Below are 24,686 nucleotides of genomic sequence, written 5' to 3' on the forward strand. Positions count from 1 at the left end.
CAAAATACTACCTCTCTATGCTTATCGTTTAATTAAAAATGTATAATTTTTATTGAATCTTCTAAAATAATTCTCCAATTGAAAACATCTTTACTATAAATTAGTTTGACTCTACATTATGATATAGCCATTATATCTTGTTTTAGATTATGACAAATTACTCAAACTAAATACAAATGAAAGCTATTTCATCTTTATATTCGATAATCTTACTAATAAAAAGTCAAATAAAACAAATAGAAACATATATTCAAGAGTCACAAAGGAAAAATCAATTTGAAATAGAATATCATCACTCGAATATTCGAAAAGAGCATTGCATATAAACATATAAAACAAAACCGAGAAACAAATTTTATTTTTTTTCATAAATCTAACTTTATTTAGTATAAAATTATAATACACGCAAAAAATACTAGAGTGTAAGGCAGAAAGTAGAACAACCCCTATTAAGCCGAAATCATTATAGTACACTCTAAAAGCAGTATAAATATTTCCTAAAGAAAATCCATTAAACATTCTCCATTCCTTATTAACAATAAGTGAATTTAAATCGTTATTATTTGTAATAGACCCCCAACCTCGCCAAAAGTTTTTAAAAGTTTCTTGCCCCCATACAATATTGCTAGATTGTGGATTAGCTACAATATTAAGACTTGGATTATTTAAATACATATCAAAAAGTTTTATAGGTGCCCCAATATATTTAGAAATATAATCAATAAATCCATACTCACTTGTTCTTCCAACTAAAGTTCTTATACTGGAAAAAGCGAGGATTACAATCAAAAAAACAATAAGATACTTCATAAGCAATTTAATTTCTTTTAATGAAAAAGTGTTTTTTTTGTCTTTATTGAAAAGAATGTAATATAAAACAAGTGCTGCAAAAACGAAATTTAGGATATTACTTCTAGATCCAATAAGAATAGAGCAAAAAGATGCTATTAAAACAGGTAAAATACTTAAAAAACAATTCAAAAGTGAAATTTTATTTTTCCCCTTTTGAAATATATTTAAAATTAGTATATATATGTATATATACGCAATAGAAAATATCGACATTAGTCCATATTTTGAAATATTTGATATTGATTCTTGCAAATACCCCAAGGAGGAACCATTCCTATACTTACCAATCATTTCAGAAAAGTTTGAAAAACCACCAATGCTTAACGAGCTTTGCCGCACGTCTATATATATTTTAAAAGTTAATAGTATTTCTATAATAATAACAGCTATCGTAATTCGAGCATTTATATATGGCGGTCTGTATTCTTTTTTTTCAGGAATATTCCCTACTCTATCAAACTTGAAATTTTCACTGCAAATTAAACCAACTGTTGTGTAAGAAATAACACCAACAGAAAGAACAGAAAAAGTTTTTAAGGAGATATATGCATCCCATTGATTAATTTGAAGCAAAACTATAACCATGCTTATTAAAAAACTTTCCAAAACAATAGATACTGGGAAAACAAAATCACCTTTTTTTACATACAGAACTATACAAAGCAACAATAAAATTTCTATAAAAAAAAGATATGTATATATGATAATCCCCCCAAAAAATTATTTTTTAAAATCAAAAAGATATTTTTGATATCCGTTAAAAAAACATGTAGCATACAAAGCACAAGTTTTAAAAAAATGATTTCTTTTAACTCTTTTTTTTAACATATATATAGTCAAAAAAATACTTCCTTTCAATATTTTGCGTTTCATCTCAATAACATCTAAAACAGCACATTTAGATTCTAAAGATAAGTCTAAAGTTGTGAGTGTTTGGCTTAAAACAATGGCTCTAGTTTTACACAAACTTGTATAACCCATAAAAACTTTTCTTACAGCATTGCCAAATCCATTTTTAAATTGTTGATCACCAGAAGCATTACTGCTATGACGTCTATAATTTACAAGAGCTTCATCAAAAAAGAATGCTTGCCCATATATAACAGCAAATTTAAGTAGATTACCATCATGTATAAATGCATTTCTTTTCCTTACTTTTTCTGATGAAATTTCAGGAAGCCTTCTTAACAACAAATAATTAAACATACATGTGCATCCCCACATATACTCATGTGAAAAAAAAACATTAATAGGATTACCAAAATTCAAATTAATTTTTTTATTCATACTTTTCAAAACCAAAGAACCAGTTTCATTAATAATGCTAAAGTCACTATAAACTAGTAAAGGCATTTTATTTTTGCTTTCTAGAAAAACAATTAATTTTTCTAGTTTATCTTCATTCCAAACATCATCTTGATCCGAAAGAGCATAGTAATCAAATGACTGCATCTTTTTTGCGAGTATAATGAGTTCATGGAAATTAACGAAAGCTCCATGCTCCCCATCGTTGTTTTTTACTAATGATATCCTACCATCTATTTTTTGATACTTTTTTATGATATCTATAGTTTTATCACTTGAATTATCATCCCTAATTAATAACTTCCAATTCGAATGAGTTTGATTTCGAATGCTTTCAAGCTGTTCAGATATATACTCTTCACCATTATAGGTTGCCATTAAAATTAAACAAGTCTTTCCATCACTCCCCATTAATTCTTCTCCTTTCTTTTAAAATTTCAATAGTATGTTTCAAACCTAATTTAATGTCAAATATAGGAGTATATCCAATTTTTCTTAATTTACTCTCATCTAATAATGCTTTTGTTGCTTTAGAAAATCCTTGAAGTTCAACACTGTCAGGTAAATTATATACAACACTTTTATTATTTATCTTTGCAATGTTCTCAGCAAGCTCTTTTAACGTAATGTTGCTTTTCAAATTTGCAATATTATAAGCCTCACCACTTGTTCCCTTTAACAAACAGTATAATATTCCTCTTACTGCATCAGCAACATAACAATATGAATACAGCTGCTCACCTGAACTTTTAAGAACTACATTTTCATTATTGACACCATTTTTTATAAATTGAGATATGGCCTTTGAATCGGATTTCAACATAGTTGGTCCATACGTTCTTGCAAGCCTTGTAATTACAAAATCTTGACCCATTTGTTTCAAATAAGCTTGACACAGTGACTCTCCAACACGTTTACTTTCAGGATAACCTGCTCTTAAAGTATTACAATCAATATATCCCAGATACTTCTCATTAAATAACCTAGTATCTCCCTTATTTTCTCCATATACTTCAACTGAAGATGCAAATAGAAATCTATCAACTTTTTTTTCTGCACTAAATTTTAATAAATTATTAGTTCCAATTACATTTGTTGTTATAGTTCCAATAGGATCAGTTGAGTAAGCCCTTGGATGAGTATTACTTGCCGCATGTATTAAATAATTTACTTTTTCATTGCATTTAATGATTTCTTTTGATATATCAGATTTTATAAATGAAAAGTTTTCATTTTCCCAATATGAACTAAATCTTAACTCTGCTTTTTTCAAAGTTCTGCCTACAGCTAATACTTTGCAATTTAAATTATCTTCACTGTTTTTTTTCATTAAACAATCAATTAAAAATGTACCAATTAAACCAGTAGCACCAGTTATTAATACAGTTTTGTTCTTTAAATTTTCCCATGGTAAATCAAGTTCTGTTACTGTCGATAGATCTTTTCTATATAAATTTATTTCAACCAATTCCATAAAAGTACTCCTATTTATTTAAGCCAACTCTTCTTTTCGTTTTTCAAAAAACCTCGAAACATCTCCAAATCATCCTTAGTAGTTAGCTTTATGTTCTTATCCGAACCAGCAGCAAAATGTAAACAAACTCCTAAATCAGCCATCATAGTATTTGTGTATGAAGAACCATAAATTCCTATTTTTCTTTCAAAAGCTTCATGATATTTTTTATCCAATAAATCAAACTTGTATGCTTGCGGTGTTGAAACACGCCTCAATGTTTCTCTTGGAATATATTTCTTTGTAACTGAACTATCTTTTGAATCAATTACAAATATTTGTTCATTATAAGGTAGAGATGTTACCGCATTCCCAAATTTATCGCATTTTAAAATAACATCTGATAATACTGAATCATCAACTAAAGGTCGAATCCCGTCATGAATAATTATATTATCGTTTAAACCACATTTACCTTCTAAATTGAAAACACCGTTTCTAATAGATTCCTGCCCAGTAGAGCCTCCAGTTACAACCCATTTCAATTTTGAAATATTAAATTGCTTAGCATAAGCTCTTAAAACATCTTGCCATCCATCAATACAAACAACTTCAATTGCATCTATCTGCGGATGATTTTGAAAACTCTCAAGTGTATAAATTAAAATTGGTTTATCATCCACATGAATAAATTGTTTTGGTATATCCTGTCCCATTCTATGTCCAGATCCGCCCGCAATTACTATAGCAATATTCAAAATTTAATTCCTCCCCAAAATATCTTTTAATGAAACTATTGCAACAATTAAATTAAATAGCAAATAAATTATAGTATATATATTAAGAATCCTAAATAATATAGCCAACAATAAGAGAAATTGAGCTCCCCCAGAAACAGAACTTAAATTGAGCGCAATTACCTTATAAGGACCAAATGAACCTTTATCTTTAACACTATCAATGCTGGAATCATCTTTTAAAGTTGCAAGTGCTTTTTGCATTACTAATCTTGGAAAAATTGTAGCAATTCCTGAAATGGCACCAAAAATTATATATAATTCATTATTTTCAAAAGAAAAATTAAGAACTCCACCAACATGTGCAGCTGCTATACCGGCTGCAAAGAAAGTAACAACCATAGCTAAATACCCGCTCGTCGCATCGAAGACACTTCCTATTTCAGAATATTGCTTACGATATCGTGCAACATTTCCATCAACACCATCAATTAAGTTCCATAAAAACAAACATAACCAACCAATTATTAAAAGAAATGAAGATTTTGCAACATAAAAAAAATAAAATCCGACTATCAAAGGAACCATTGACAACATCGAGATAAAATTAGGTGTTAGTTTGGTATATAAAAATGGAACTGTTAAAATATACGATAATTTTCTACCGACATAATAAGCAATATAGTCATTTTTTGCCATTCTTTTTTTTTCATGAGTCATTGTTGCCTTTTCTATATCAGACGGCTTAATCATTCATATCATCTTCCTCTTATAAAATACTATTTTTTTCGACTTTATAGATATTAAATATTTTTTTACAATAATAAACACCAAAAATTACATAGATTAATCCAAATAACAGTACCGACAAGTACAAAGAGCTGATAGACAAATTTATCGTTAGAAAAATCACTACCATCCCAACCTCAATTGAAATATCTTTAATAAAACCAACGCTTAATTTTTTCGAAACAAAAATTGTAGATGAAATACTTCTAGATGCGAGCGCGATTAAAATCAAATATACAAAACTTGATATTCCAGCAGAAATAGTTCCTAAAAATAAGGTACCCAAAAAGCTGAACGATACTGACATAAGATTAAAAAACAACAATTTTTTTTCTAGTCTCAAAGTTTTCATCATTGTATTAGAAAGAAGCTCAAACTTTCCATCAAAGACCGTCATTGGAAAAAGTACAGTCATATATTTAAAACTATCTGCATATTGAGGAAGCCATCTTGGTAAAAACCACATCATTGGATAATACAACAACAACATGGTTATAAGTACTAAAGTTATGCATTCCCTTATTCCTATAAAAACATTACTAATCCTTTTTCTATCAATTCTCCTTAAAAAAGGAAACAGCACTAAACTAATAGCACTTATAAATGTCATTATAAAACTTGATATACTGAGCATTAAAGAAACTTTCCCGAAGTCTCTCACTCCAAAATAATGTTGAATTCCGTATCTAATAATACCAACAACTAAAATACTCGCAAAATTTGCAACTAATAATTTACTTCCAATAGATATATCATTATAAATATTCTTAATAAAAAGATTAGCCGAAATTATCTTATGCACTATGAGATCTTTGCAAAATAAAAACGAAGTACACATCGAAGACATTCTAGCTACTAGATCACAAATTATTAATACAACGAAATTTTTTTCCCCTAAGGCAACAACTAAAATAACAAGTATTATGTACAAAATACGATCAAAGGAAACAACAAATGCATACTCCCTTATTCGGGTCGTCACTTGAAGAATGTACTGAAAAAAAGTTCGTATATTTGTAAACAATAAACCTAATGCCACACCATATATTACTAATTTTCTATTATCAGCCATTTGAAATGAATAGGCATATAAAAAAATAATTATTGCTTCAACAAGTTGTAAAAAAAGAATCCCTAAAAATTCTTTCTGGAATAAATCTTTATCTAGATTACTATATTTTTCTCCCCCAAATTTTAAATAGATTCCATCTAACCATCCGAAGTGCAGGATCCCAACATACATCATAAAAAATGTGTATAGTTGCCAATATGAATACTGACTTACACCAATTATTTTGGGAATAACAAATACAACTAAACTTGATATTAAAAGTGTTATGCCATTCGAAAAAATTGTGTAAGAAAAATATTTAAATAGTTTTTTAATTTTCAAGTTTACACCATTCAATTCTATACCATATTTTATTTAACCAATGATTTATAAAATTCAACATACTTTTTTTTCATAGTTTCAGTATTATAAACATTAAGTACGTCTTTATATGCTTGTTCAACAAGCTTTCCTGGAAAGTTATTCATTGACTCTTTTATTCTTTTTGCATATTCTGATGCATCATTACAAATGTATCCATTGACATTGTTCTTTATAACACTTTTATTACCCATTACATTGCTTACTAAACAAAGCTTTCTCAAATACATATTCTCTACCAAACTCATTGCAATTGCTTCCCCTAAAGAGCATAGAATGTACACATCAGCACTATAAGCCAAAGACAGCGCTTCTTCCCTATCTTTCCATCCTGTAATCTTGATGTTTGGTGCATCTAATTCGTCTCTCAATTCTCCGTCGCCAATCCAAACAAAATTCGCTTCAGGAACTAATTTAGCAATTTCGTTAAATAACTTTGGTTGTTTTTGGAAACTAATACGTCCTAAAGTAAAAACTGTAAATTCTTTTTTTTTATCACTACTTACTATTTTTTTCACTTTTTTTGACAAATCATTAATATTAATTCCAGTTTCTATATATGCTGTTTGAGTAGAAAATGTCTTTGCGACTTCATCTTCACTTTCGCAACAAGTCAAAGTAGTTGCATTTCTTTTGCCCAGTACTCTTTCCATTATCTCAAAAAATATCGTTTTCTTATTTCTTCCCATCAAAATATGAGCATATCCATGAGGAGTATAGACAACTTTATTTGTTTTTCCAGAAAATGCAATTCTACCGAATCCACCAGCTATAGACGAATGTAGATGTATTATATCCGGTTTTATTTTTTCTTCAATATTTCTTAACTCTTTAACAGTTTTAAAAAAACCAGTTAAGCTTTTATATGAATAGAATGATTTGACTTCAATCAAATGTATCTTTTTATTAAGTTTGCTTTTAAAATCTTTTGGAGTCTGAGGGCGAACTGAATAAGCTAAATAAATTTCAAAGTCATCATACTCACACATATCATTACATAATTGAGAAACATAGGCAAAAACACCTCCACCAAAAGACTCACACACCATCAACACTTTTAACATAAATATCACCTTTCAACCTCTTTTAATATGCCCCATTAGGGAACACCATAATTTTAATTGTTCTAAACATAATTCCTAAATCATATAAAATTCCACTTTTTCTAATATACTGCAAATCAAGTTCGACCATTTCTTGAAAGCCAACATCATTGCGCCCACTAACTTGCCATAAACCCGTGCAGCCAGGGATCACATACAAACGTTGCTTATCATACTCAGTATATTCTTTTATTTCTCGTGGCAGTGGCGGTCTTGGACCAACTAAGCTCATATCACCAGCTAGGACATTAAATAACTGTGGCAATTCATCAATACTGTAATGGCGGATAAAGTGTCCAACCTTCGTTACTCGCGGATCGTGCTTCATCTTGAACATTGCGCCATCAACTTCATTGTACTTTTTTAATTCTTTGAGTTTTTCTTCGGCATCAACGCACATTGAACGGAACTTAAACATCATGAACCTTTTGCCGTGCCGGCCAACCCTTTCTTGCCGATAAAAAACTGGTCCTTTTTTATCATCAACCTTAATTGCAATTGCGACACCAGCCAGTACCGGTGACAAAACAATTAATCCTGCCATACTTAAGGCAACATCGGCAACGCGCTTCAATGCACGATATAGATAACGATGATCAATAGCTGCTTGGTCTAAAACAGACTGTTCTTCATTTAAGCCACACTTCAACATCCAATGTCCCCCTACACATTCTTACTAAAAATCAATAGTAACTCAATTATACACAAATCACACGTTCTTTTAAATATTATAATTTACTTTAAATAAAGCCATCAATTAATCAATCTATTAAATATTTGTTTAATTTATTTATATCTGCTTAATATTATATACTTTTCCTTAAGAAAATGTAAAAAATATGTTTGCAGATTTAAAATCATTTTTTCTGTTTTTAATTAACTAAACTTGTTTCGTTAAAAATTAGCAACGACAAGAAACCGATTTTATCACCGGGCAACAAAAAAGTGAGAACATTATTTATCTCGTTCTCACTTTTTTAGCTTAAGCTTTTAATTTGCGAATTATTTTCAGTAAATCCTACTCATCTTCATGCTTGGTACTCAACTTCATTAAGAAATCAGGTTGATTAGCTAATAACCGAGTTGAATATTCATTAAACTCCAGCTTGTCATCATATTGACAGCGCATATCCTTTACTCTTTCTAACAAGCGCCCTGCACGATAAGCCTTGAAGTGTATTGCCAACATCTTTTTATCGCGTTTTATTCTGCGTTTGTAGCGCATCAAGCGGTAGATACTTTCCTTAGCGATTAATGCATCATCCACCAATTCTTTTTTAGTTTGATCATAGACCTCCCTCACTGGCAAATAATCTAGTTTCAGATCAAATTCAACTTGGGCAAAATACTCATGAATAACGTGACAAACTGCTACCAACTGGCTATCTGCTGCTTGTTCTTCGGTTGGACGTTTGACTTCCAATACTGCATAATCCACTCCTCCAGCACTAAAGTCCAAGGCTTGGGCTTGTCGGTAAAGCTGAGCATACATTAAGTCGCACCAGAGCGGGTTATCGTACGTCAGAATTAAATTAGTTTCCATTTGTTCAGGATTGTCTTTCACCTGTGCCGATGGCAAATCAATCCGATTTTTTTCGTGTAAAGCACTCAAGACAACCTCATCGCTAAAAGAAATATTCTCATTAATCATCGTTTTTAAGCTCCTTTTGGGTAATTGTTGTTAAAAATAATCATAGCGCCGTTTAACGTCTTTTTGATTTTTCTCGAACTCTTTTGGAGAACAGTGATCATCCCAGGAGCCTTTAATGTAACACTCCCATAATTCGCGCTGGTATAAATTAAAAATTTCTCGTGGATGAATATATTCCAATCTGTCAACTTCTGCCAAACAACTCTTAAATAATAAACTATCTTCTTCAATCTTCAATTCGGCCGCCGCACTGCGCCATGTTTGCCACTGCTGCAGCATCATTTTTTGCGCAATCTCGTATTGTCGCCGAAAGAAGCTACAATTAGCTGGCATTTCTAATGATAAAATGCTCGCATTAGCCATTTTAAAATTCAATTGAATGGCTGGTTTGTTCGGTAAATAATATATTTTGCTCGCCAAGTTATGCATTGCTACCCAGCTGGTTGAATGCTGCGTAGCACCCTTCACCGGCACAAACATTGAATTGCCATGGACGATTGCCAAGGACTCAACCCGTTCCTTTTTTGTAATACTCTTTTGCACTGATCGCTGCCAGATCAAGCCAAACATTTGCTGCTCCAACCATTCATTTAACAGCCGCTTAGTTTCTTTAGGACTCCCAACAACTCCCCGATGCTGGTCAATTAACAACGAACGACAATTTGAATCACTGAAATGCTCATGACAATCGACCAACAATAAAGTGTTGTGCCGGTCGATTTTTGCTTGCGGATCAATCTCCGCATGCTCCAGTAGCCACTGGGTTAAATTTTTATAACCAGTTACTGTCATTAGTCAGCTCCCTTTTTAAGATTTTTACCATAACTGCCAGCCCTTTTTAAGTAAACGCTAACAAGTTCCTATAATTATAGTAAATTAAAGCTAATATCTTTGCAACACTTTTTTGTGATTATAGCTTATTTTATTAAAACCTCTAGGTTGGCAGCCAGGGGCGGATTGGGTAAATTTAACTTGTTCTTGGCCAAGAAATATTAATACTTTTAAGGAGCAACTAACATGACACGTCAATCCAAGAATCATTTACCGCAAAATTATCAACATTCTGACTTTACCCCTGCCGATTACCAGCTAGTAAAAGGGGTCATCAAGTCCATTGGTATCACAATTGCCTATCCCGATTACCAAGACTTACTGCAAGAAGGAGCCTTAATCTTATTGGAGGCCCGGCAAGTCTGCGATCGAGCTGCCTTATTATCACCTCGCAGACGGCAAAATTATTATTTTCGGCGGGTAAAGTGGCGTCTATTAGATCTTCTTCGTTCACAAAGGACCCGTAAAATACCTGCTGCTAGTTTAGAACAGCCTAATTTGCAAACAGATCAACCGCCACTGGAGACAGCTGATCCCAGCGCCAATCTCTTTGCTGATAATCTCTTATTCACTGAGTTAACGCAACAGCTGTGGCAACGTTGCTCCGCTCAAGAACAATTGTATCTGGCCTACCGGCTGCAAAATAAATCAATTACTGAGATTGCTCAACTTTGCCAAGTCAGTCGACCAACTGTGTATCAGTGGAAGCGTAGCATTTTAGCTAAGCTAAAGCAGCTCGATGAACAGAATTCATCAGCCGATAATTCTAACTAATATTTCCCTTTTTTACCCCATAAAAAATAAGGCTAGATCAAAACTCACCTTTTGATCTAGCCTCTTACTGTTTTATTGAATCGAAACTATTCAGTTACTTCTGGAACCGTCATTTGATGATCAATGGTTGAACGTCCGGTAGCATAATCAAATTCTACTCCCGGTTGAACATTATAGATGTAGACATTGAAGTTCAACGAGCCATCCGCTGATAGCGCCTGCAGTTGCACACCACGAGCCATTAATTCATTACTGCGAAAGATTGGTTGCACCGAATAGATAACCTTTTGATTAGCACGTAAAGCCGCTCGAACTTTTGCTTCATAAATTGTCTGCAGTTTTTGATTTGAAAAGGCAGTCTGGGTAAATAGATTTTTGGGATTATTTTGATCACCACTCGGTAAATTCGGCTGATAATTGCCGTCCTGTGCAATACCCTTGGAGAGTGAATAGGCAATCAAATGCCCGCGATTAATAATTGGTTCTCCTGTCACAAACTTTTGGTGCCAACCAGTGGGCTGGATATACTGTCGCACCCGCAAACTATCATTAGCCAAGTTGCGTGGTTCAAGATAAGCGACATTTGCCTGCGAAGTTCGGTTCAACGAATCCAAATTACGATAATTAACTCGATTTTGCTGCCAATCAGCCATTTTCAGTTGGCTTTTACCACCATTGACATTCACTATAGCCGATTTTCCAGCAACATAATTCAACTTGGCTAAATCACTTTGCTGAACATTAGCCTTAGTTGTTGACGACTGTTGTTGTTTTTCTTGGACCAACTGCTGAATTTTCGCCAGCGGATGTTCAGCTACTGACTGGATCTGAGTTGGATTGCCACCCATCAGCCAAATCACCGCTAAAATCACCACAGCCGCAATCGTTGCTGCAGCTGGTTGTCGATGTTGTTTCTTGCGCTTTTTCACGTAATCTTCCCCACTTGTTTATTGATTATTTTTCTTTTTTTAGTCTTAATTCGAAAACATTTTGAACCCTGCCAACCAATGCCTTCAAACCAATCGCAGTAGCATATGAACTTAGCCACGTCAGCAAGTACACCCCAATAATGCCAACTGCTGGTTGAAGTAAAGTCAGCTGCCGACCACCTACTTGCCACCAAATCACTGACCAAAAAACATTTGCCAAGTATGCTTTATAGGCAAAGCCAGCTAACCAATGAACTTTTTGAGCGACGGTTGGCTTTTGTTGGCGCTGATGTTCCGCCAGCAAGATGATCAATCCAATCCATAGATCGTCATTGAGAACTGATAATAAGAAGCTTGGCTAAGCTTGATTGGCAAGCCATCCCGAAAAAGCTGCCAGCCAGTCCAAAGATAAGTTAACCCCCAACCGGCTAATAACCAATAACGCAATTTCTTAAGCCAGTAGGCAATTTTGGGTTGATAAAGACTTATAAGAACCCCTAAAATGGCAAATAAAACAAAGCTCAACCAGATCCGATCGAGCAAGTACCAATGTTCTGGACGACTGCCAACCAAGTATTGGTATCCTAATAACCAGCTACCAGCAAATACCACACTAACAATAACTGTCAACCATGTACGTGCTGGTCGCTGGCGACACCAGACCGCTAGCCACCAGAATAACGGCATCAAAATAATAAACTGTAACATCATCGTATTATACCAAAGATGCGGAGCGGCATTACCATTGAAAAATTGCCAAATAAAACTAGGAAAATTATGATAATGCTGGATTTGCTGTAACTGCGGTAAGCCAACAAGGTAAATGATTGTCCAACAAATACTCGGCAAAAACAAAGCGGACCATTGTTGGCGCAAGTACTGCCAATAACTCTGCCTTACTGCTGCCCGTAGACGAATCGTCGTGAATAAAATTCCAAAAATAAAGGCTGGCGCGGTAAATTTAACTAAATCATAGGTAAAGCCAATACCAACTTGAGTTGCTTTGGGTAGCGGTAAATTAATTGCCAATCCAAGAACACTCTGTAAGATAACCGCGGTACAAGCAGTTAACTTTAAATAATCGCCCCAATCGGCTAAAGGATAATCTTTTTGCTTCATAAACCATGTTCTACTTTCTCTGATAATCTAGCAAATAGCGTTAACCACTTACTGAATTTGTAAATCTTAATTAACCAAAAATTCACTAAATATTTAAAAAGTCTTGTTAGACTGTTGCTAATTAAAGTTTTAGAGGTGATCATATGCGCAAAATTGCCGGCTGGATTCTTATTGCGTCCAGTCTAATCTGGCTTAGCTTGCTGATCTTTTTTAACGTCAACTTAATTCGCCCTTCAATTTACATTTCAACCATCTCTGCCATCATATTATTGACCTTAGCCCAGATTCTAACTGGTTTGGCTTTATTAAGTGAAAAGTCTCTGGGAACCTACTTTTTTCGTAACGTCTGCTTCTTCCTACTTTGCATCAGTTTGATTTCGATACCTTTTGGCATGATCAACAATAGCTCACTTTTTATCTCTTATTCTTTAAGCGGACTTTTTATCAGTTTCTTTCAATTACTCCAAAACTAATCAAAAAACGCTGGCAATCAAAACGATTACCCGCGCCTTTTAAATCTCCAGTTTAATCCACAATAAAATTAAAATTTCAAAGTCTGTCCAACATAAATTTCATTTGCATTGCTGATATTATTTAAAGCTGCTAATTGACTATAACTCATTCCATGCTCTAAAGCAATCTCATACAAAGTATCGCCTGATTTGATTGTATAACTGCCACTAGTAGTCGATTTACTTGAACTAGAGGTTGTTGTCTTGCTGCTGGAACTACTGCCGCTTAACTTCAAGACTTGGCCAACGTAAACTTCATTTGGATCACTAATATTATTCAAGCTGGCTAACTGGCTAACACTAAGACCATTAGCGATTGCAATCTGATATAAGGTATCACCTGACTTGATCGTATAGCTACCACTAGTCTTTGTTGAACTTGAACTAGTTGTTGTAGTAGTTGCTTTACTGCTGGAACTATTGCTACTCAACTTCAAGACTTGACCAACATAAATGTTGTCAGGGTCACTAATGCTATTTAACGAAACTAGGCTGCTAACGCTGGTATTATTATTGGCGGCAATTCCATAAAGTGTATCACCAGATTTAACTGTATAAGTTCCACTTGCCGCTGTGGTTGAACTAGAACTAGTTTTATTTGAGCTAGTTTCAGTTGAGTTAGCACTTAATTTTAAGACCTGACCAACGTAAATCAAGTTAGTATTGCTAATGTTGTTCAGAGAAGCCAAGCTGCTAACCGTTGTTCCATGACTTGAGGCAATTCCGCTCAAAGAGTCGCCAGACTTAACTGTATAAGTTCCACTTGCTGTTGTAGCTGAACTTGAGCTAGTTGTGTTTGAACTAGTTCCAGTTGAGTTAGCACTTAACTTCAAGACCTGACCAACATAAATCACGTTTGGATTACTGATACTGTTTAATGAAACAAGGCTGCTAACCGTTGTACTGTGACCTGTTGCAATACTACTCAAAGTATCACCAGACTTGACTGTATAGGTTCCAGTACTTGACGAGTTTGTTGAGCTACTATTAGTGCTGGAACTCGTACTTGAAGAAGTTCCTTGGCTAACAATTAATTTCTGACCAACATAAATCACATTTTTATTGGCAATGCCATTCCAAGAAACTAAATTAGGTACTGTTGTACTATATGTCGTTGCAATCCCACTTAAAGTATCACCGGATTGGACAGTGTAATACTGGGTGCTGGTCGATGAACTGTCACTATCTGAACTAGAAGATGTGTTATCAACTGTTACACCAGAATACTTAAAGGCTAATTGATCCCAAGCCGTTAAGCCATATTCACTTATAATTGTTCTTAAACTTGAAGTATAATTAGGATCTGTTGCATAACCGTCTTTGGAAATTAAGCTAGTAACTGTCAAGTAATTAGTTTGTCCAATTAAGTTACTGTAACGTGAATTATCGATTAAAAACTTGTCATGATCAACTATACTATCACTATAACTGTCATAAGCTCTAAACTTAGCGGAAACAGTATGGTACGCACCATTATAATATTCCTTGGTATAAAAAGTTGCGGTTTTACCTGTCCATGAACTATCAGCTTTAATTCCAAACAAATTATGATCTTTTGAAGCCAACGTTGATGTTCCCCAACCACTCTCTAAAATGGCTTGAGAAACTGTTAATGAAGGCAAAATTTTGTATTTCGTCCAACCGTTAATTGCACCAGTAATGACCTCATTCAAAAAGGTTGAGACTTCAGTACTATAGTTAGCTGTATTTTCAGCCATAATTTTAGCAATTGCAGCCTTTAATTCACTTTCTGTAGTTGTCGTTGTATTACTGGACGTCAAACTGCTATTTAATTGAGCACTTAAGGTTTTTATTTCAGCCGCTAAAGTACTTGAACTAGTTGTTGTAGTAGTTGATGTCGAACTCGTTGTTGTTGCGGCAGTCTTTTCAGTTGATGAACTCGTTGCAGCCGATGACGCTGTCTTTGCTGTTAACGAACTCGTTGCTGCTGATTCTGCTGTCTTTTCGGTTGACGAACTTGTTGCAGCTGATTCTGCTGTCTTTTCAGTTGACGAACTTGTCGCAGCTGATTCTGCTGTCTTTTCGGTTGACGAACTTGTTGCAGCTGATTCTGCTGTCTTTGCTGTTGATGAACTTGTCGCAGCTGATTCTGCTGTCTTTTCGGTTGACGAACTTGTTGCAGCTGAGTCTGCTGTCTTTTCGGTTGATGAACTTGTTGCAGCTGAGTCTGCTGTCTTTTCGGTTGATGAACTTGTTGCAGCTGAGTCTGCTGTCTTTTCGGTTGATGAACTCGTTGCTGCTGAGTTTGCTGTTGATGAACTCGTTGCTGTAGTTGCACTTGAAGAAACAGTGCTGGTACTGTCAGCATTGCTTGATGAACTAGATGAACTAGTTTGATCATTCGCCGCAACTGAACTACTCGAAGCTACATCAGCAGAGGTCGAACTTGCAGTATTAGATTTATTACTGTTTGTGTCACTGTTTTTGACGCTTTCTGCACTAGTTGTAGCAGTACTTGATGTCGCTGCTGCAGAACTTGATGTCGCTGCTGCAGAACTTGATTGTTCAGCTTCCGTACTAGATGATGTCTTAGCTGCCTCTGAAGAAGATGATGAACTACTGCTATCTTTAGCTGACGAAGATGATACAATCTCAAGACTGCTGCTAGAACTTGCTGAACTGTCAGAACTTGAAGAAGAACTAGTATCTGGAACCTTAGTTGAGGCATCTGCTGCCAAACTATGTACTGGTTTCAATTGTAAGCCTACGCATAAAGACATAGTTGTAATCAAACCAAATGTCCAAAACTTTCCCGTTTTATACATTTTGTAATGATTTTTCTGCTCATGAAAATCCTGCATAGAAAAAATACCTCCTATTAATGAATCTAACTCCCGTTTTAATTAAATTAAGGTTAACATATGTAATCCCAAAATAGCTTAACTTTTGCTAAATGTAAAAAGACTGTAATCTAAAACATTACTTAATAATTAAATTACCTAAGTTCAGGTATTTTTTTTCAATCGTTTCCCATAAATTTTGCTGATTACCGCTTCGATGATAGCGATTCAATTCATCAAGTAAATTCAAAAAATCCTTTGCTGGCAAGCGGTATTCAGTTTGCTGACCGTTACTGGAATTTTTTTTCAATACCTGGCGCCGATTCGAATCAGTAAATAAATCATAATTTGCCAAATTAATAATAAATTCATAATCCGTCAACACTTCATCACTCCTCCACTGACTTTCATTTTAACATATTATATCGTTTAGCTTAAATTAATTTGATTTTTTTGATCTAAAAGTTGTTAAATAAACAACCTTACTAAAACTTTGTTTTCTTAAGTACTTATTTTCACCTTAATTCAACCAAACATGATAGAATGTATTCACTGGAGGTGTCAAAATGACAAATCATTTTCAAGTACAAACGGATTCGCTGCAAAAATTAGCGAGTCAGATTCGTGAGGATATTGACTTTATTAATCATCATCAAGTTGATTATCCTTTCTTGGCCCAAACTGTTGACGAAGATTTGTCTTGGCTGCGTAAAATAACTACCCAAACTGATATAATTAATCGTCAAGAACTCGGTGAATTTTACGAGATTTTCATCTATCAATTGCGCTTTTTGTTAGATTCACGACCATCACTAGAAACTTTAGATCGTCTAGAAGATTTACTTGATGAAACCTTTAAGCAGCTTCATCCCCATACTTCCTAGTGAATTCTGCATGACTTTATTTTATTTCCCGATAATTTAAACAAATTAATTGCTCTCGTCAGAAAATTTCATCAATATAATAATAGGCAGGTTAATTTATAATTAGCCTGCCTGCTTCTCGTAAAATTATTTTTTCTACCTATTATATATACCAAAAATAGCTACTCAATATAGTTCCGCTCGACGCTGGTTGGCTGCCGGCAAAAACTGTCGAACTTGGCTAATTCGTTGCAAATCAATTGTTGCCAACAGCATTTGATCTTGTGTTCCAGCTTGTTGTAGAATTTCACCTGCCGGATCAACCACCAAGCTGTGACCAATACATTGGTTGGCCGCTGGCAGATCGCAAGCCGCCACGAAAACAGTATTTTCAAGTGCCCGTGCTGTAACAAGTGTCTGCCAATGATTTAATTTTTGTTTACCCTGATACCAAGCTGCTGGTACGATAATTAAATCAGCTTCATGTAATGCCTGGTAGCGAGCAATTTCTGGGAATCGCAGTTCATAACAAACGAATAAACCAATTTTGCCAAATGGAGTCCTAATCGGTTCAAACAGTTTGTTTCCCGGAGCAACTGTGGCCGATTCTTGAGTACCAAAAGCGTCATAAAGATGTGTTTTATGATAAACTCCTTGAATTTCCCCAGCTTCATCGACTACCAAAACTGTATTTTGCACCCGTGAATCACTTACTGATGTGCTTTGTTCCCGAAAACCGAAAACTAGCCATAATTGCCAGCGATCTGCTAATTCGCGCATGGCAGTTACAAAAGGGCCGTTTATACTCTCTACGTGTTGTTGAGTTTGCGTCAAATCAGCATCTGGTGGCAGTGAGCTCATGAACAATTCCGGGAATACTAACAATTGTGCTCCTTTTTGTTTAGCTTTTTCAATTATCTTGGCAGCTGCTGCTAAATTTTTACCGGCTGATCTTTTGGACTCAACTTGTGCTAATGCTAGTTTAAATTTCATTTGCATCACCTTAATCTTTAAGTTGACCTTATCATAGCACACTAAAGGTAAGTACTTCCAAAATTACCAACAATAACATGTTAATAATCAGTTAATAACAAAATTGTTAAACTAGTTGCAAAATAATTTATTGTTCTTTTTTAACATAAATAAAGTATTGTTAATTTTGTATGATAATTTAATAAGTTAGCTAGTGTCTTCTAATAATTTAAAACAAAAAAAGCGGGCACCCTTCCCGCTTATGTCTATGCTATACGATTTTTATCTTAACTTTAAATTCTAATAAAAGCAAACATTTTTCACTTATTTATTGAAATATTTGTTCTAAGATAATAACTTTTTTATTTTGATAATTAATTAGGTTCTTGATTTAATTTTATCAGCTGTTAAGCTCATGGCATTCAAGGCTACAACCACAGTTGAAAGCGCCATAACAATTGCACCGACTGCTGGATCTAAAATGATGCCGATAGGTGCTAAAATACCGGCAGCTAATGGTAAGGCCACAATATTGTATCCCGCTCCCCACCAGAGGTTTTGAATCATTTTTCGATTCGTTAGTTTAGCCAATGATAAGAAATTCAAAATATCATGCGGATTAGATCTAACCAAAATGACATCAGCTGAATCTAAAGCAACATCAGTTCCAGCTCCAATCGCAACTCCAATATTAGCTGCAGCTAAACTAGGCGCATCATTGACTCCATCACCAACCATCATGACATGCTTACCTTCTGCTTGATACTGTTTAATAATTTTTTGCTTAGCTTGAGGTAACAATCCTGCGTGAAAATCCGTAATCCCCAGTTGTTCAGCAATATGCTTGGCGGCCTGAGGATTATCACCAGTTAACATAACCGGAGTAATCTCACGTTGCTGTAGTTGTTTAATTAATTGCTGTGATCCCGGTTTTAGCTGATCACCTTCAGCAATCATCCCTAACACCTGTTGTTGATCATTTAATAAGAAACTGATTGAATTCCCCCGACTAGCCCAATCATTAGCCTGTTTTTGATCAAAAGCAATTTTTTGCTGTTTGAGATAGCCCAAATTGGCAATGGTATATTTTTGATTTTCAATCGTCCCACTGAGCCCGATTCCAGGCAAAGTATTGACATTTTGAGCAGAAGCAAACTTAACTTGTTCTTCGTCTGCCTTAGCTAAAATTGCTTGTGCTAAAGGATGCGAGGAAGTATTCTCTAAAGCAGCGAATTTTGCTAAAAGTTCGGCTGATTTTATTTTCTCTGTCGGTAAAATGGCATTTACCGTAAATTTCCCAACGGTTAAAGTCCCAGTTTTATCAAGAAAAACATGACTTAATTGCCGACTGGCAGCAACTGCTTGCCGATTTCGCAACAATAAACCATTTTGAGCGCCAATTGAGGTTGAACGAGCAACAACCAATGGAATGGCTACACCAAGTGCATGCGGACAAGCAATCACGAAGACCGTCACCATTCTTGTTAGAGCGACCGACAAGCCTTGTGGCAACCAGATAAAGAAAGCTAAGATTCCAACGATTAGAGCTGCATAGAATAAATATTTAGCAACTTTATCAGCTGTTGTTTCGGCTTTGGACTTTGCTTGCTGAGCTTGTTGGACTAACTTCATTACTTGTGACAAATAACCTGATTCGCCAGTACCAGTAACCTTAACCGTTAAAGTTCCATTATTGTTAACCGAACCACCAATTACTTGATCACCAACTTTTTTCTTAACGGCAGCAGCTTCACCAGTAACTAATGATTCATTAACTGCAGAAGTACCTTCAGTAATCATTCCATCAGCTGCTACACTCTCGCCAGCCCGAACTTGAAATAATTGATCTTTTTTCAAGTGATTGACAGCCACTTCAGTAATTTGACCATCTTTAGTGATTAAATGAGCTGTTTTCGGCAATAAAGCTGCCATCTTCTGAAGTGCATTGCCAGCGCCCATCATCGCATTCATTTCAATCCAATGCCCCAACAGCATAATCAAAATCAATGTTGCTAATTCAAATGAGAAATCCATTACCATCGTACTAGGCTGCAAAAAATTATTGGCAATAAAGGCGTAGACACTATAGAAAAAAGAAACTGAAATACCCATGGTAATCAACGTCATCATCGCTGGTTCCTTGCTTTGAATTTCAGCTTTCGCTCCCTTTAAAAATGGTGCTCCACCATAAAAGTATAATGCTGCATCAAAGACAATAATTAGCAAACTTTTCAGCCAAGAATCACCAAGGTTAATTACTGCTCGATCGAGTCCCATAATTGGAGCCAATAACAAGACTGGCAGAGCCAAGACTAATGACACCCAAAATTTCTGTTTCAAATTACCCATGTGCATCATCTGACCGCCATGCATCATCATGTCATGGCCGGCCATTTTCATTTGACCATGGTCCATCTTACTCATATCATGGCCTGTCATTTTCATTTGGCTGTGGTCCATCTTACCCATGTCATGGCCTGCATTTTTCATTTGGCTGTGGTCCATCTTACCCATGTCATGGCCTGCATTTTTCATTTGGCTGTGGTCCATCTTACTCATATCATGGTCTTTCATTTTCATCTGGCTGTGGTCCATCTTACTCATATCGTGGCCTGCATTTTTCATTTGACTGTGATCGTTCATCGCTTGATTAATTTCTTTTTTATCTTTTACCATATTCATCCCCCTAACGTTATGATGCAAGTTGTTTGTTAATTAATCAACTAACTTGATTTTATTGTAGCACTTTATGTTTACACTTGTAAACATAAATGGCTGAAAATTATTTGTTTCATTTCTCAAAAGTAACTGTCGAATTTTTCTCCTTTTACCAGATAATGACAATTGTTATTGAAATGTAATTTGACAATCTTGCCATTTTATTCGTATTTTACTTTTTTATGCTAGAATATAGTAGTCAGTTGAACTTTTACTGACATCTGAGTTGTACATACTGGAGGAAAGCCACGATGACTTTTGATCAATTGAAACGGCAGCGCAGTGTTTTCTACTTAGCCTGTTTAGCAGCTTTTATCTGCTTGATGACCATCAAGCTCAGCTACTTTGTTCCAACCGTAATGTCGATGGGGCAAATTTATTTTCTTGTTAAATGCCTGGCATTGCTTATTAGCTGTAAATTTATTTTTCTAGATGATTTATCAATCAAAGCTAAACTATTAACTGTCACTGCAATTATCATTTTCTATTTTCTAGCTAAGATTTCCCAGGATTCTAATGTCTTCTACTATGCGATTTTAATCGTTGGTGCCTTTGATGTTGATTTTGATAAAATCTTAAAAACATACATATTTACTGTCGTCATCACCATTCTCTATATTATTTTTGCTTGCTGGACAAAAATAATTCCGGAACAAATCGTCCCACGTGCCGGTCAATTTCATTTTTTACGATTATCTTTGGGATTCTTGACACCAACAGATCTCGCTGCCCGGTGTTTTTATCTATTAACCGCCTATTGTGCTTGGCGCAAGTTGTCCTTAATTAAGTGGGAAAAAATTGGCGCGTTATTATTTACCATATTGGTGTTCAGTTTAACCAATTCTCGACTGGATCTAATCATGATGTTGTTGCTATTACTAATTGTAATAAAGCCGAATCTCTTTAAACAATTACTCGCTAAATTGCAATTTCAAGGACTAGCAATTTTAACCGCTCTTTATGTCTTTTTGAACGTTGCACTGGCTTACTTTTTTAATCCGCACTTAGCTTGGTTTAGAGTGCTAGATCATATACTTTCTAGTCGGTTAACTTTTGGAAATATTGCTTTACGTCAGCATGGTGTTTCTTTATTTGGACAGTACGTGGCTGAACACAGCAATGGTGATTTAGTACCACCAACAAATTATTTTTATGTTGACTCCTCATATATCCGCCTGTTAGTCATTTCAGGAATAGTAATTTCTCTAATTGTCACCGCAGTCATTTTTTACTTGCTCTGGCGGCTTTGCCAATCGCAGTCAACGAGCTTATTACTTTTTTTACTACTGGCTTTAATTAGTTCCGCCATCGATCAGCATTTAGTTGAAGTTTCATATAATATCGTTTTATTGGCTGTTTTTGCTAAAGTACGGCCGGATAACTACAACTTTAATTCAATTAAGATTTACTAAAATCAAACTGAACTAGTTTGGGGACAAGGACTTCCCAATATCTGTCTTGAAGCCTTGTTTAAAAGCAATTTTCGAACAAGATACACTTATTTTGAAACTGATCAAAGATCATGAATTGCAGGGTAACTGGCGTGGTTATCGTGAATTTCACCCTGCTAGGTATGGAAGTTACAGTAAAAACTATGATAATTAGATTGTTATTTATCAGTTAGATCATAACGAATTGATTTTGTTGTTGGCAGCCACTGTGTTTCACGAAATATTGAATCAATAGCTGAGTTCAGGCGTCTTTTCATTTGAAATAAGCATAAATACCCCTATCAGAGAAGCAAGACTCACTTGAGCTTTTCTCAAACACATCTCATATCTTTTAGGCTGTGCCACTATCACTCTCTGTTATAGGGCCTAATTTGGACAAATCTAATGAGCATCTATAATCCAAGTATAATCACGGAAACAAAAACGGCCACTAGGGTTATACCTTAGTGACCATTTGCGATTTTCTACTTTATAGTTTCAACTTTTAGAAAGCTTATTTTGTTTTGTTGATTGAACTTATATCTATCAAAGCCATGAAGCGCAAACAATTTACCATCTTTTTTACGACCGGCAACAACCCATTCAGTCTTGTATTCATCGCTATTAGGACTGATATGACATAAATGGCGTAGTTCCTGATTATCTTCGAAAAATTTTTCAAAGAAACTAGCAATCTTAGTTGGATTATTAGCAACAACCCCATTAGCTCCCTCAACAACAGCATCATTCGAAAATAAATTGATGATTCCGTTTAATGCTTGGTGATCACTGGAAGCTAAATCTGATAGTTTAAAGTAATGTTCAATTATTTCTAATTTTTGGTTCATATCAATTCCCTCTTTCAACTGTTTAGTATACACTAAACAGTTGAAAAGTAAAGAATCTCAAAGGAGAATGACAAGAGGATGACAGATACTATTTTGGCTAACGCTGACATCGACAAAGTAACCCTTACGCAAGTATTGAAATCACTAAGTGACCCCACTCGCTTAGAAATTGTATCCGCACTATTTAAAGAAAACCAAGAATGTTCCTGTGAGATTTTTAGTGACCTAGGTAAAAAAAGCAATTTGTCACAACATTATAGGAATCTACGCCTAAATGGTTTGATCTCAATTAGACGTTCAGGTGTCCATAGTTATCTTACTTTGCGAAAAAAAGAATTGAATCAAAAATTTCCTCATTTATTAAGAACCATAGTTTCTAATCATCTATCCAAAAACTAGTTTGACCAAAGAATATTTAGCATTAGAGTTAAAATTGCTTACTAAGTTTTCCCTTTTTTACTAGCTTTTGAACAGACTTTGTTGCTGTTTTCTTGGTAACTGTTCCCTAGTTTAACAGCAAGAGGAAAAGGGACTAAAACTCAATCGTTTTCTTAAATTGAAGTAACGTGGTACTCAAAAACTATCTGGCATGTTATAATGTGGACAGAAAAAGGAAGCCCTGCTGGAACAGGACTTCCCATGTAGAGCCGCTTAAGACGGTGGCAAAGTTTAATAATAGATTAAATAATCCGTTAGCCCTGCCAAAAGCTAAGACGGATTATTTTTTTTGCTGACTTTTGATCAGCTCAACAATTAATGCGATTAAGGCTACGATAAACATACCGAAAGCCAGCATTAATTGTAAAGCGTCCGCAACGGACACTTAGGCTTACTCCTTTCATTAGGATTTATGGGCTTTAGAGGTTTAACACCATAAGCACCACCCCCGATTGGAAATAGCCACCGCCTTAACTTCTCTACTTGATCCATTATACAGGGAATATAATTGTTTTAGAAACATATTTTTAAATCAGTAGCGTATATTTCATTTTAACTGGGGTTATGCTAATAGCACAGGACTTCCAAGTTAAATCTGTAAATAATTTTTTTTAAAAAAAGGAGGTCACAGAACTCTATAAAAGATAACATAACAGTTGATGGAAGAGGGTTGCTACCACGCTTTTTCTATAGAGGACAATCAAGTGACTTCAAAAATATTAATAACATTGCTAGCGTCTTTAGGCAAAAAAACTCTCCGGATATACTCGTGAATATTCATTCACTAATGAGTACATGCGAAGGTACGCAAATGATTTTAACAATTTAGAAAATAATTTTTTCACCTGTCTTATATGCAACATTTTGGCTTGCCAACTGGGTTATTAGATGTAACAACTAATGATCTTGTGGCTCTTTATTTTGCCTGTCAATCTCATATTGATTCTAAAGGAAATGAAGCAAATGGGACAGTTACCATGTTTATTTTAACAGAACGCAAATAGTGATGACTACACGTACTACAGTAGTCGTAGTGATCCGGTAGAAATCTTGTCAACACTAGTGTTAATGGACGAAGCCAAAAAGAAAACCATTTATGACAGTATATCTTCTTATAATAAAAACGTTG

General features: G+C 34.8%; 23 protein-coding genes and 2 pseudogenes. 6 read left to right on the forward strand and 19 right to left on the reverse strand.

The features are described from left to right. Positions 1-183: 183 nt before the first annotated feature. The 10 genes from G6O73_RS05315 to G6O73_RS05360 form a co-directional block, all read right to left on the reverse strand. Positions 184-1,521 (reverse strand): O-antigen polymerase, encoded by a 1,338-nt coding sequence (locus tag G6O73_RS05315; RefSeq protein WP_336512543.1) that lies wholly within the window; start codon positions 1,519-1,521, stop codon positions 184-186. A 51-nt stretch (positions 1,522-1,572) separates the two neighbouring features. Further along, positions 1,573-2,568: a glycosyltransferase family 2 protein gene (locus tag G6O73_RS05320; protein WP_057885637.1), complete on the reverse strand. Its 996-nt coding sequence runs from the start codon at positions 2,566-2,568 to the stop codon at positions 1,573-1,575. Continuing rightward, entirely contained in the window at positions 2,558-3,631 is a 1,074-nt protein-coding gene (locus G6O73_RS05325; RefSeq protein WP_057885636.1) for an NAD-dependent epimerase/dehydratase family protein, read from the reverse strand. The genes G6O73_RS05320 and G6O73_RS05325 overlap by 11 nt, the downstream gene beginning before the upstream one ends. A gap of 14 nt (positions 3,632-3,645) precedes the next feature. Next, entirely contained in the window at positions 3,646-4,368 is a 723-nt protein-coding gene (locus G6O73_RS05330) for an IspD/TarI family cytidylyltransferase (protein WP_057885635.1), read from the reverse strand. 3 nt (positions 4,369-4,371) lie between these two features. Next, complete coding sequence (locus G6O73_RS05335; RefSeq protein ID WP_235805066.1) at positions 4,372-5,100, reverse strand: CDP-alcohol phosphatidyltransferase family protein; 729 nt, start codon at positions 5,098-5,100, stop codon at positions 4,372-4,374. A gap of 16 nt (positions 5,101-5,116) precedes the next feature. Next, entirely contained in the window at positions 5,117-6,529 is a 1,413-nt protein-coding gene (locus G6O73_RS05340; RefSeq protein ID WP_083478486.1) for a lipopolysaccharide biosynthesis protein, read from the reverse strand. A gap of 29 nt (positions 6,530-6,558) precedes the next feature. Beyond that, complete coding sequence (locus G6O73_RS05345) at positions 6,559-7,632, reverse strand: glycosyltransferase (protein ID WP_057885649.1); 1,074 nt, start codon at positions 7,630-7,632, stop codon at positions 6,559-6,561. A gap of 22 nt (positions 7,633-7,654) precedes the next feature. Continuing rightward, positions 7,655-8,323, reverse strand: coding sequence for a sugar transferase (locus G6O73_RS05350; RefSeq protein ID WP_057885633.1), 669 nt, complete (start codon positions 8,321-8,323; stop codon positions 7,655-7,657). A 366-nt stretch (positions 8,324-8,689) separates the two neighbouring features. Further along, complete coding sequence (locus G6O73_RS05355) at positions 8,690-9,322, reverse strand: hypothetical protein (RefSeq protein ID WP_057885632.1); 633 nt, start codon at positions 9,320-9,322, stop codon at positions 8,690-8,692. Between the two features lie 30 nt (positions 9,323-9,352). Then, entirely contained in the window at positions 9,353-10,114 is a 762-nt protein-coding gene (locus G6O73_RS05360) for a hypothetical protein (RefSeq protein ID WP_057885631.1), read from the reverse strand. A gap of 225 nt (positions 10,115-10,339) precedes the next feature. Between G6O73_RS05360 and G6O73_RS05365 the strand changes: the two genes are divergently transcribed. Beyond that, on the forward strand, positions 10,340-10,927 hold the full coding sequence (locus G6O73_RS05365) for a sigma-70 family RNA polymerase sigma factor (protein WP_057885630.1): 588 nt from the start codon (positions 10,340-10,342) through the stop codon (positions 10,925-10,927). 86 nt (positions 10,928-11,013) lie between these two features. Here the strand turns inward: G6O73_RS05365 and G6O73_RS05370 are convergent, their stop codons facing one another. The 5 genes from G6O73_RS05370 to G6O73_RS05385 all read right to left on the reverse strand — a co-directional run bounded on the left by G6O73_RS05370 (position 11,014) and on the right by G6O73_RS05385 (position 16,673). Beyond that, positions 11,014-11,856 (reverse strand): DNA/RNA non-specific endonuclease, encoded by an 843-nt coding sequence (locus G6O73_RS05370; RefSeq protein ID WP_057885629.1) that lies wholly within the window; start codon positions 11,854-11,856, stop codon positions 11,014-11,016. 25 nt (positions 11,857-11,881) lie between these two features. Next, complete coding sequence (locus tag G6O73_RS12780; RefSeq protein ID WP_057885628.1) at positions 11,882-12,160, reverse strand: hypothetical protein; 279 nt, start codon at positions 12,158-12,160, stop codon at positions 11,882-11,884. A 5-nt stretch (positions 12,161-12,165) separates the two neighbouring features. Then, entirely contained in the window at positions 12,166-12,975 is an 810-nt protein-coding gene (locus G6O73_RS05375; protein ID WP_057885627.1) for an acyltransferase family protein, read from the reverse strand. Between the two features lie 541 nt (positions 12,976-13,516). Next, positions 13,517-16,309 carry a LysM peptidoglycan-binding domain-containing protein gene (locus G6O73_RS05380; RefSeq protein ID WP_219935227.1) on the reverse strand — a complete coding sequence of 931 codons (2,793 nt, stop codon included), beginning with the start codon at positions 16,307-16,309 and terminating at the stop codon, positions 13,517-13,519. A 118-nt stretch (positions 16,310-16,427) separates the two neighbouring features. Next, the gene (locus tag G6O73_RS05385; RefSeq protein ID WP_057885626.1) at positions 16,428-16,673 is read right to left on the reverse strand and encodes a hypothetical protein; all 246 of its coding nucleotides are present in this window, start codon (positions 16,671-16,673) and stop codon (positions 16,428-16,430) included. 181 nt (positions 16,674-16,854) lie between these two features. Between G6O73_RS05385 and G6O73_RS05390 the strand changes: the two genes are divergently transcribed. Continuing rightward, positions 16,855-17,172 carry a hypothetical protein gene (locus G6O73_RS05390; RefSeq protein WP_057885625.1) on the forward strand — a complete coding sequence of 106 codons (318 nt, stop codon included), beginning with the start codon at positions 16,855-16,857 and terminating at the stop codon, positions 17,170-17,172. 165 nt (positions 17,173-17,337) lie between these two features. On the opposite strand, the gene G6O73_RS05395 is transcribed toward G6O73_RS05390, so the two are convergent. Next, on the reverse strand, positions 17,338-18,144 hold the full coding sequence (locus tag G6O73_RS05395; RefSeq protein ID WP_057885648.1) for a carbon-nitrogen hydrolase family protein: 807 nt from the start codon (positions 18,142-18,144) through the stop codon (positions 17,338-17,340). Positions 18,145-18,501: 357 nt separating this feature from the next. Continuing rightward, positions 18,502-20,799 (reverse strand): copper-translocating P-type ATPase, encoded by a 2,298-nt coding sequence (locus tag G6O73_RS05400; RefSeq protein WP_057885624.1) that lies wholly within the window; start codon positions 20,797-20,799, stop codon positions 18,502-18,504. Between the two features lie 293 nt (positions 20,800-21,092). Here G6O73_RS05400 and G6O73_RS05405 point away from each other — a divergent pair, with 293 nt between their 5' ends. Then, positions 21,093-22,253: a hypothetical protein gene (locus G6O73_RS05405; RefSeq protein ID WP_057885623.1), complete on the forward strand. Its 1,161-nt coding sequence runs from the start codon at positions 21,093-21,095 to the stop codon at positions 22,251-22,253. A 25-nt stretch (positions 22,254-22,278) separates the two neighbouring features. Next, positions 22,279-22,527, forward strand: a pseudogene (locus tag G6O73_RS12995) (type II toxin-antitoxin system YafQ family toxin); the annotation flags it as partial. Positions 22,528-22,756: 229 nt separating this feature from the next. Here G6O73_RS12995 and G6O73_RS05410 read toward each other — a convergent pair. After that, complete coding sequence (locus tag G6O73_RS05410; protein ID WP_057885622.1) at positions 22,757-23,119, reverse strand: hypothetical protein; 363 nt, start codon at positions 23,117-23,119, stop codon at positions 22,757-22,759. 78 nt (positions 23,120-23,197) lie between these two features. Here G6O73_RS05410 and G6O73_RS05415 point away from each other — a divergent pair, with 78 nt between their 5' ends. Then, complete coding sequence (locus G6O73_RS05415; RefSeq protein ID WP_057885621.1) at positions 23,198-23,518, forward strand: ArsR/SmtB family transcription factor; 321 nt, start codon at positions 23,198-23,200, stop codon at positions 23,516-23,518. Between the two features lie 319 nt (positions 23,519-23,837). On the opposite strand, the pseudogene G6O73_RS05420 reads toward G6O73_RS05415, so the two are convergent. Then, a pseudogene (locus G6O73_RS05420) lies at positions 23,838-23,942 on the reverse strand (putative holin-like toxin); the annotation flags it as partial. Between the two features lie 469 nt (positions 23,943-24,411). Between G6O73_RS05420 and G6O73_RS12785 the strand changes: the two are divergent. Next, positions 24,412-24,561 (forward strand): FRG domain-containing protein, encoded by a 150-nt coding sequence (locus G6O73_RS12785; protein ID WP_235805065.1) that lies wholly within the window; start codon positions 24,412-24,414, stop codon positions 24,559-24,561. Positions 24,562-24,686: the final 125 nt, after the last annotated feature.

Origin of the sequence: Liquorilactobacillus nagelii DSM 13675, assembly GCF_019444005.1 — a bacterium.
Taxonomy (GTDB): Bacteria; Bacillota; Bacilli; order Lactobacillales; family Lactobacillaceae; genus Liquorilactobacillus; species Liquorilactobacillus nagelii.

Coding starts and splice junctions, on each gene's coding strand:
- G6O73_RS05395 (WP_057885648.1), bottom strand. CDS start 18,144: ATGAAATTTAAACTAGCATTAGCACAAGTTGAGTCCAAAAGATCAGCC.
- G6O73_RS05335 (WP_235805066.1), bottom strand. CDS start 5,100: ATGATTAAGCCGTCTGATATAGAAAAGGCAACAATGACTCATGAAAAA.
- G6O73_RS12785 (WP_235805065.1), top strand. CDS start 24,412: ATGCAACATTTTGGCTTGCCAACTGGGTTATTAGATGTAACAACTAAT.
- G6O73_RS05380 (WP_219935227.1), bottom strand. CDS start 16,309: ATGCAGGATTTTCATGAGCAGAAAAATCATTACAAAATGTATAAAACG.
- G6O73_RS05320 (WP_057885637.1), bottom strand. CDS start 2,568: ATGGGGAGTGATGGAAAGACTTGTTTAATTTTAATGGCAACCTATAAT.
- G6O73_RS05405 (WP_057885623.1), top strand. CDS start 21,093: ATGACTTTTGATCAATTGAAACGGCAGCGCAGTGTTTTCTACTTAGCC.
- G6O73_RS05410 (WP_057885622.1), bottom strand. CDS start 23,119: ATGAACCAAAAATTAGAAATAATTGAACATTACTTTAAACTATCAGAT.
- G6O73_RS05355 (WP_057885632.1), bottom strand. CDS start 9,322: ATGATTAATGAGAATATTTCTTTTAGCGATGAGGTTGTCTTGAGTGCT.
- G6O73_RS05375 (WP_057885627.1), bottom strand. CDS start 12,975: ATGAAGCAAAAAGATTATCCTTTAGCCGATTGGGGCGATTATTTAAAG.
- G6O73_RS05350 (WP_057885633.1), bottom strand. CDS start 8,323: ATGTTGAAGTGTGGCTTAAATGAAGAACAGTCTGTTTTAGACCAAGCA.
- G6O73_RS05325 (WP_057885636.1), bottom strand. CDS start 3,631: ATGGAATTGGTTGAAATAAATTTATATAGAAAAGATCTATCGACAGTA.
- G6O73_RS05360 (WP_057885631.1), bottom strand. CDS start 10,114: ATGACAGTAACTGGTTATAAAAATTTAACCCAGTGGCTACTGGAGCAT.
- G6O73_RS05390 (WP_057885625.1), top strand. CDS start 16,855: ATGACAAATCATTTTCAAGTACAAACGGATTCGCTGCAAAAATTAGCG.
- G6O73_RS05400 (WP_057885624.1), bottom strand. CDS start 20,799: ATGGTAAAAGATAAAAAAGAAATTAATCAAGCGATGAACGATCACAGT.
- G6O73_RS05415 (WP_057885621.1), top strand. CDS start 23,198: ATGACAGATACTATTTTGGCTAACGCTGACATCGACAAAGTAACCCTT.
- G6O73_RS05365 (WP_057885630.1), top strand. CDS start 10,340: ATGACACGTCAATCCAAGAATCATTTACCGCAAAATTATCAACATTCT.
- G6O73_RS05345 (WP_057885649.1), bottom strand. CDS start 7,632: ATGTTAAAAGTGTTGATGGTGTGTGAGTCTTTTGGTGGAGGTGTTTTT.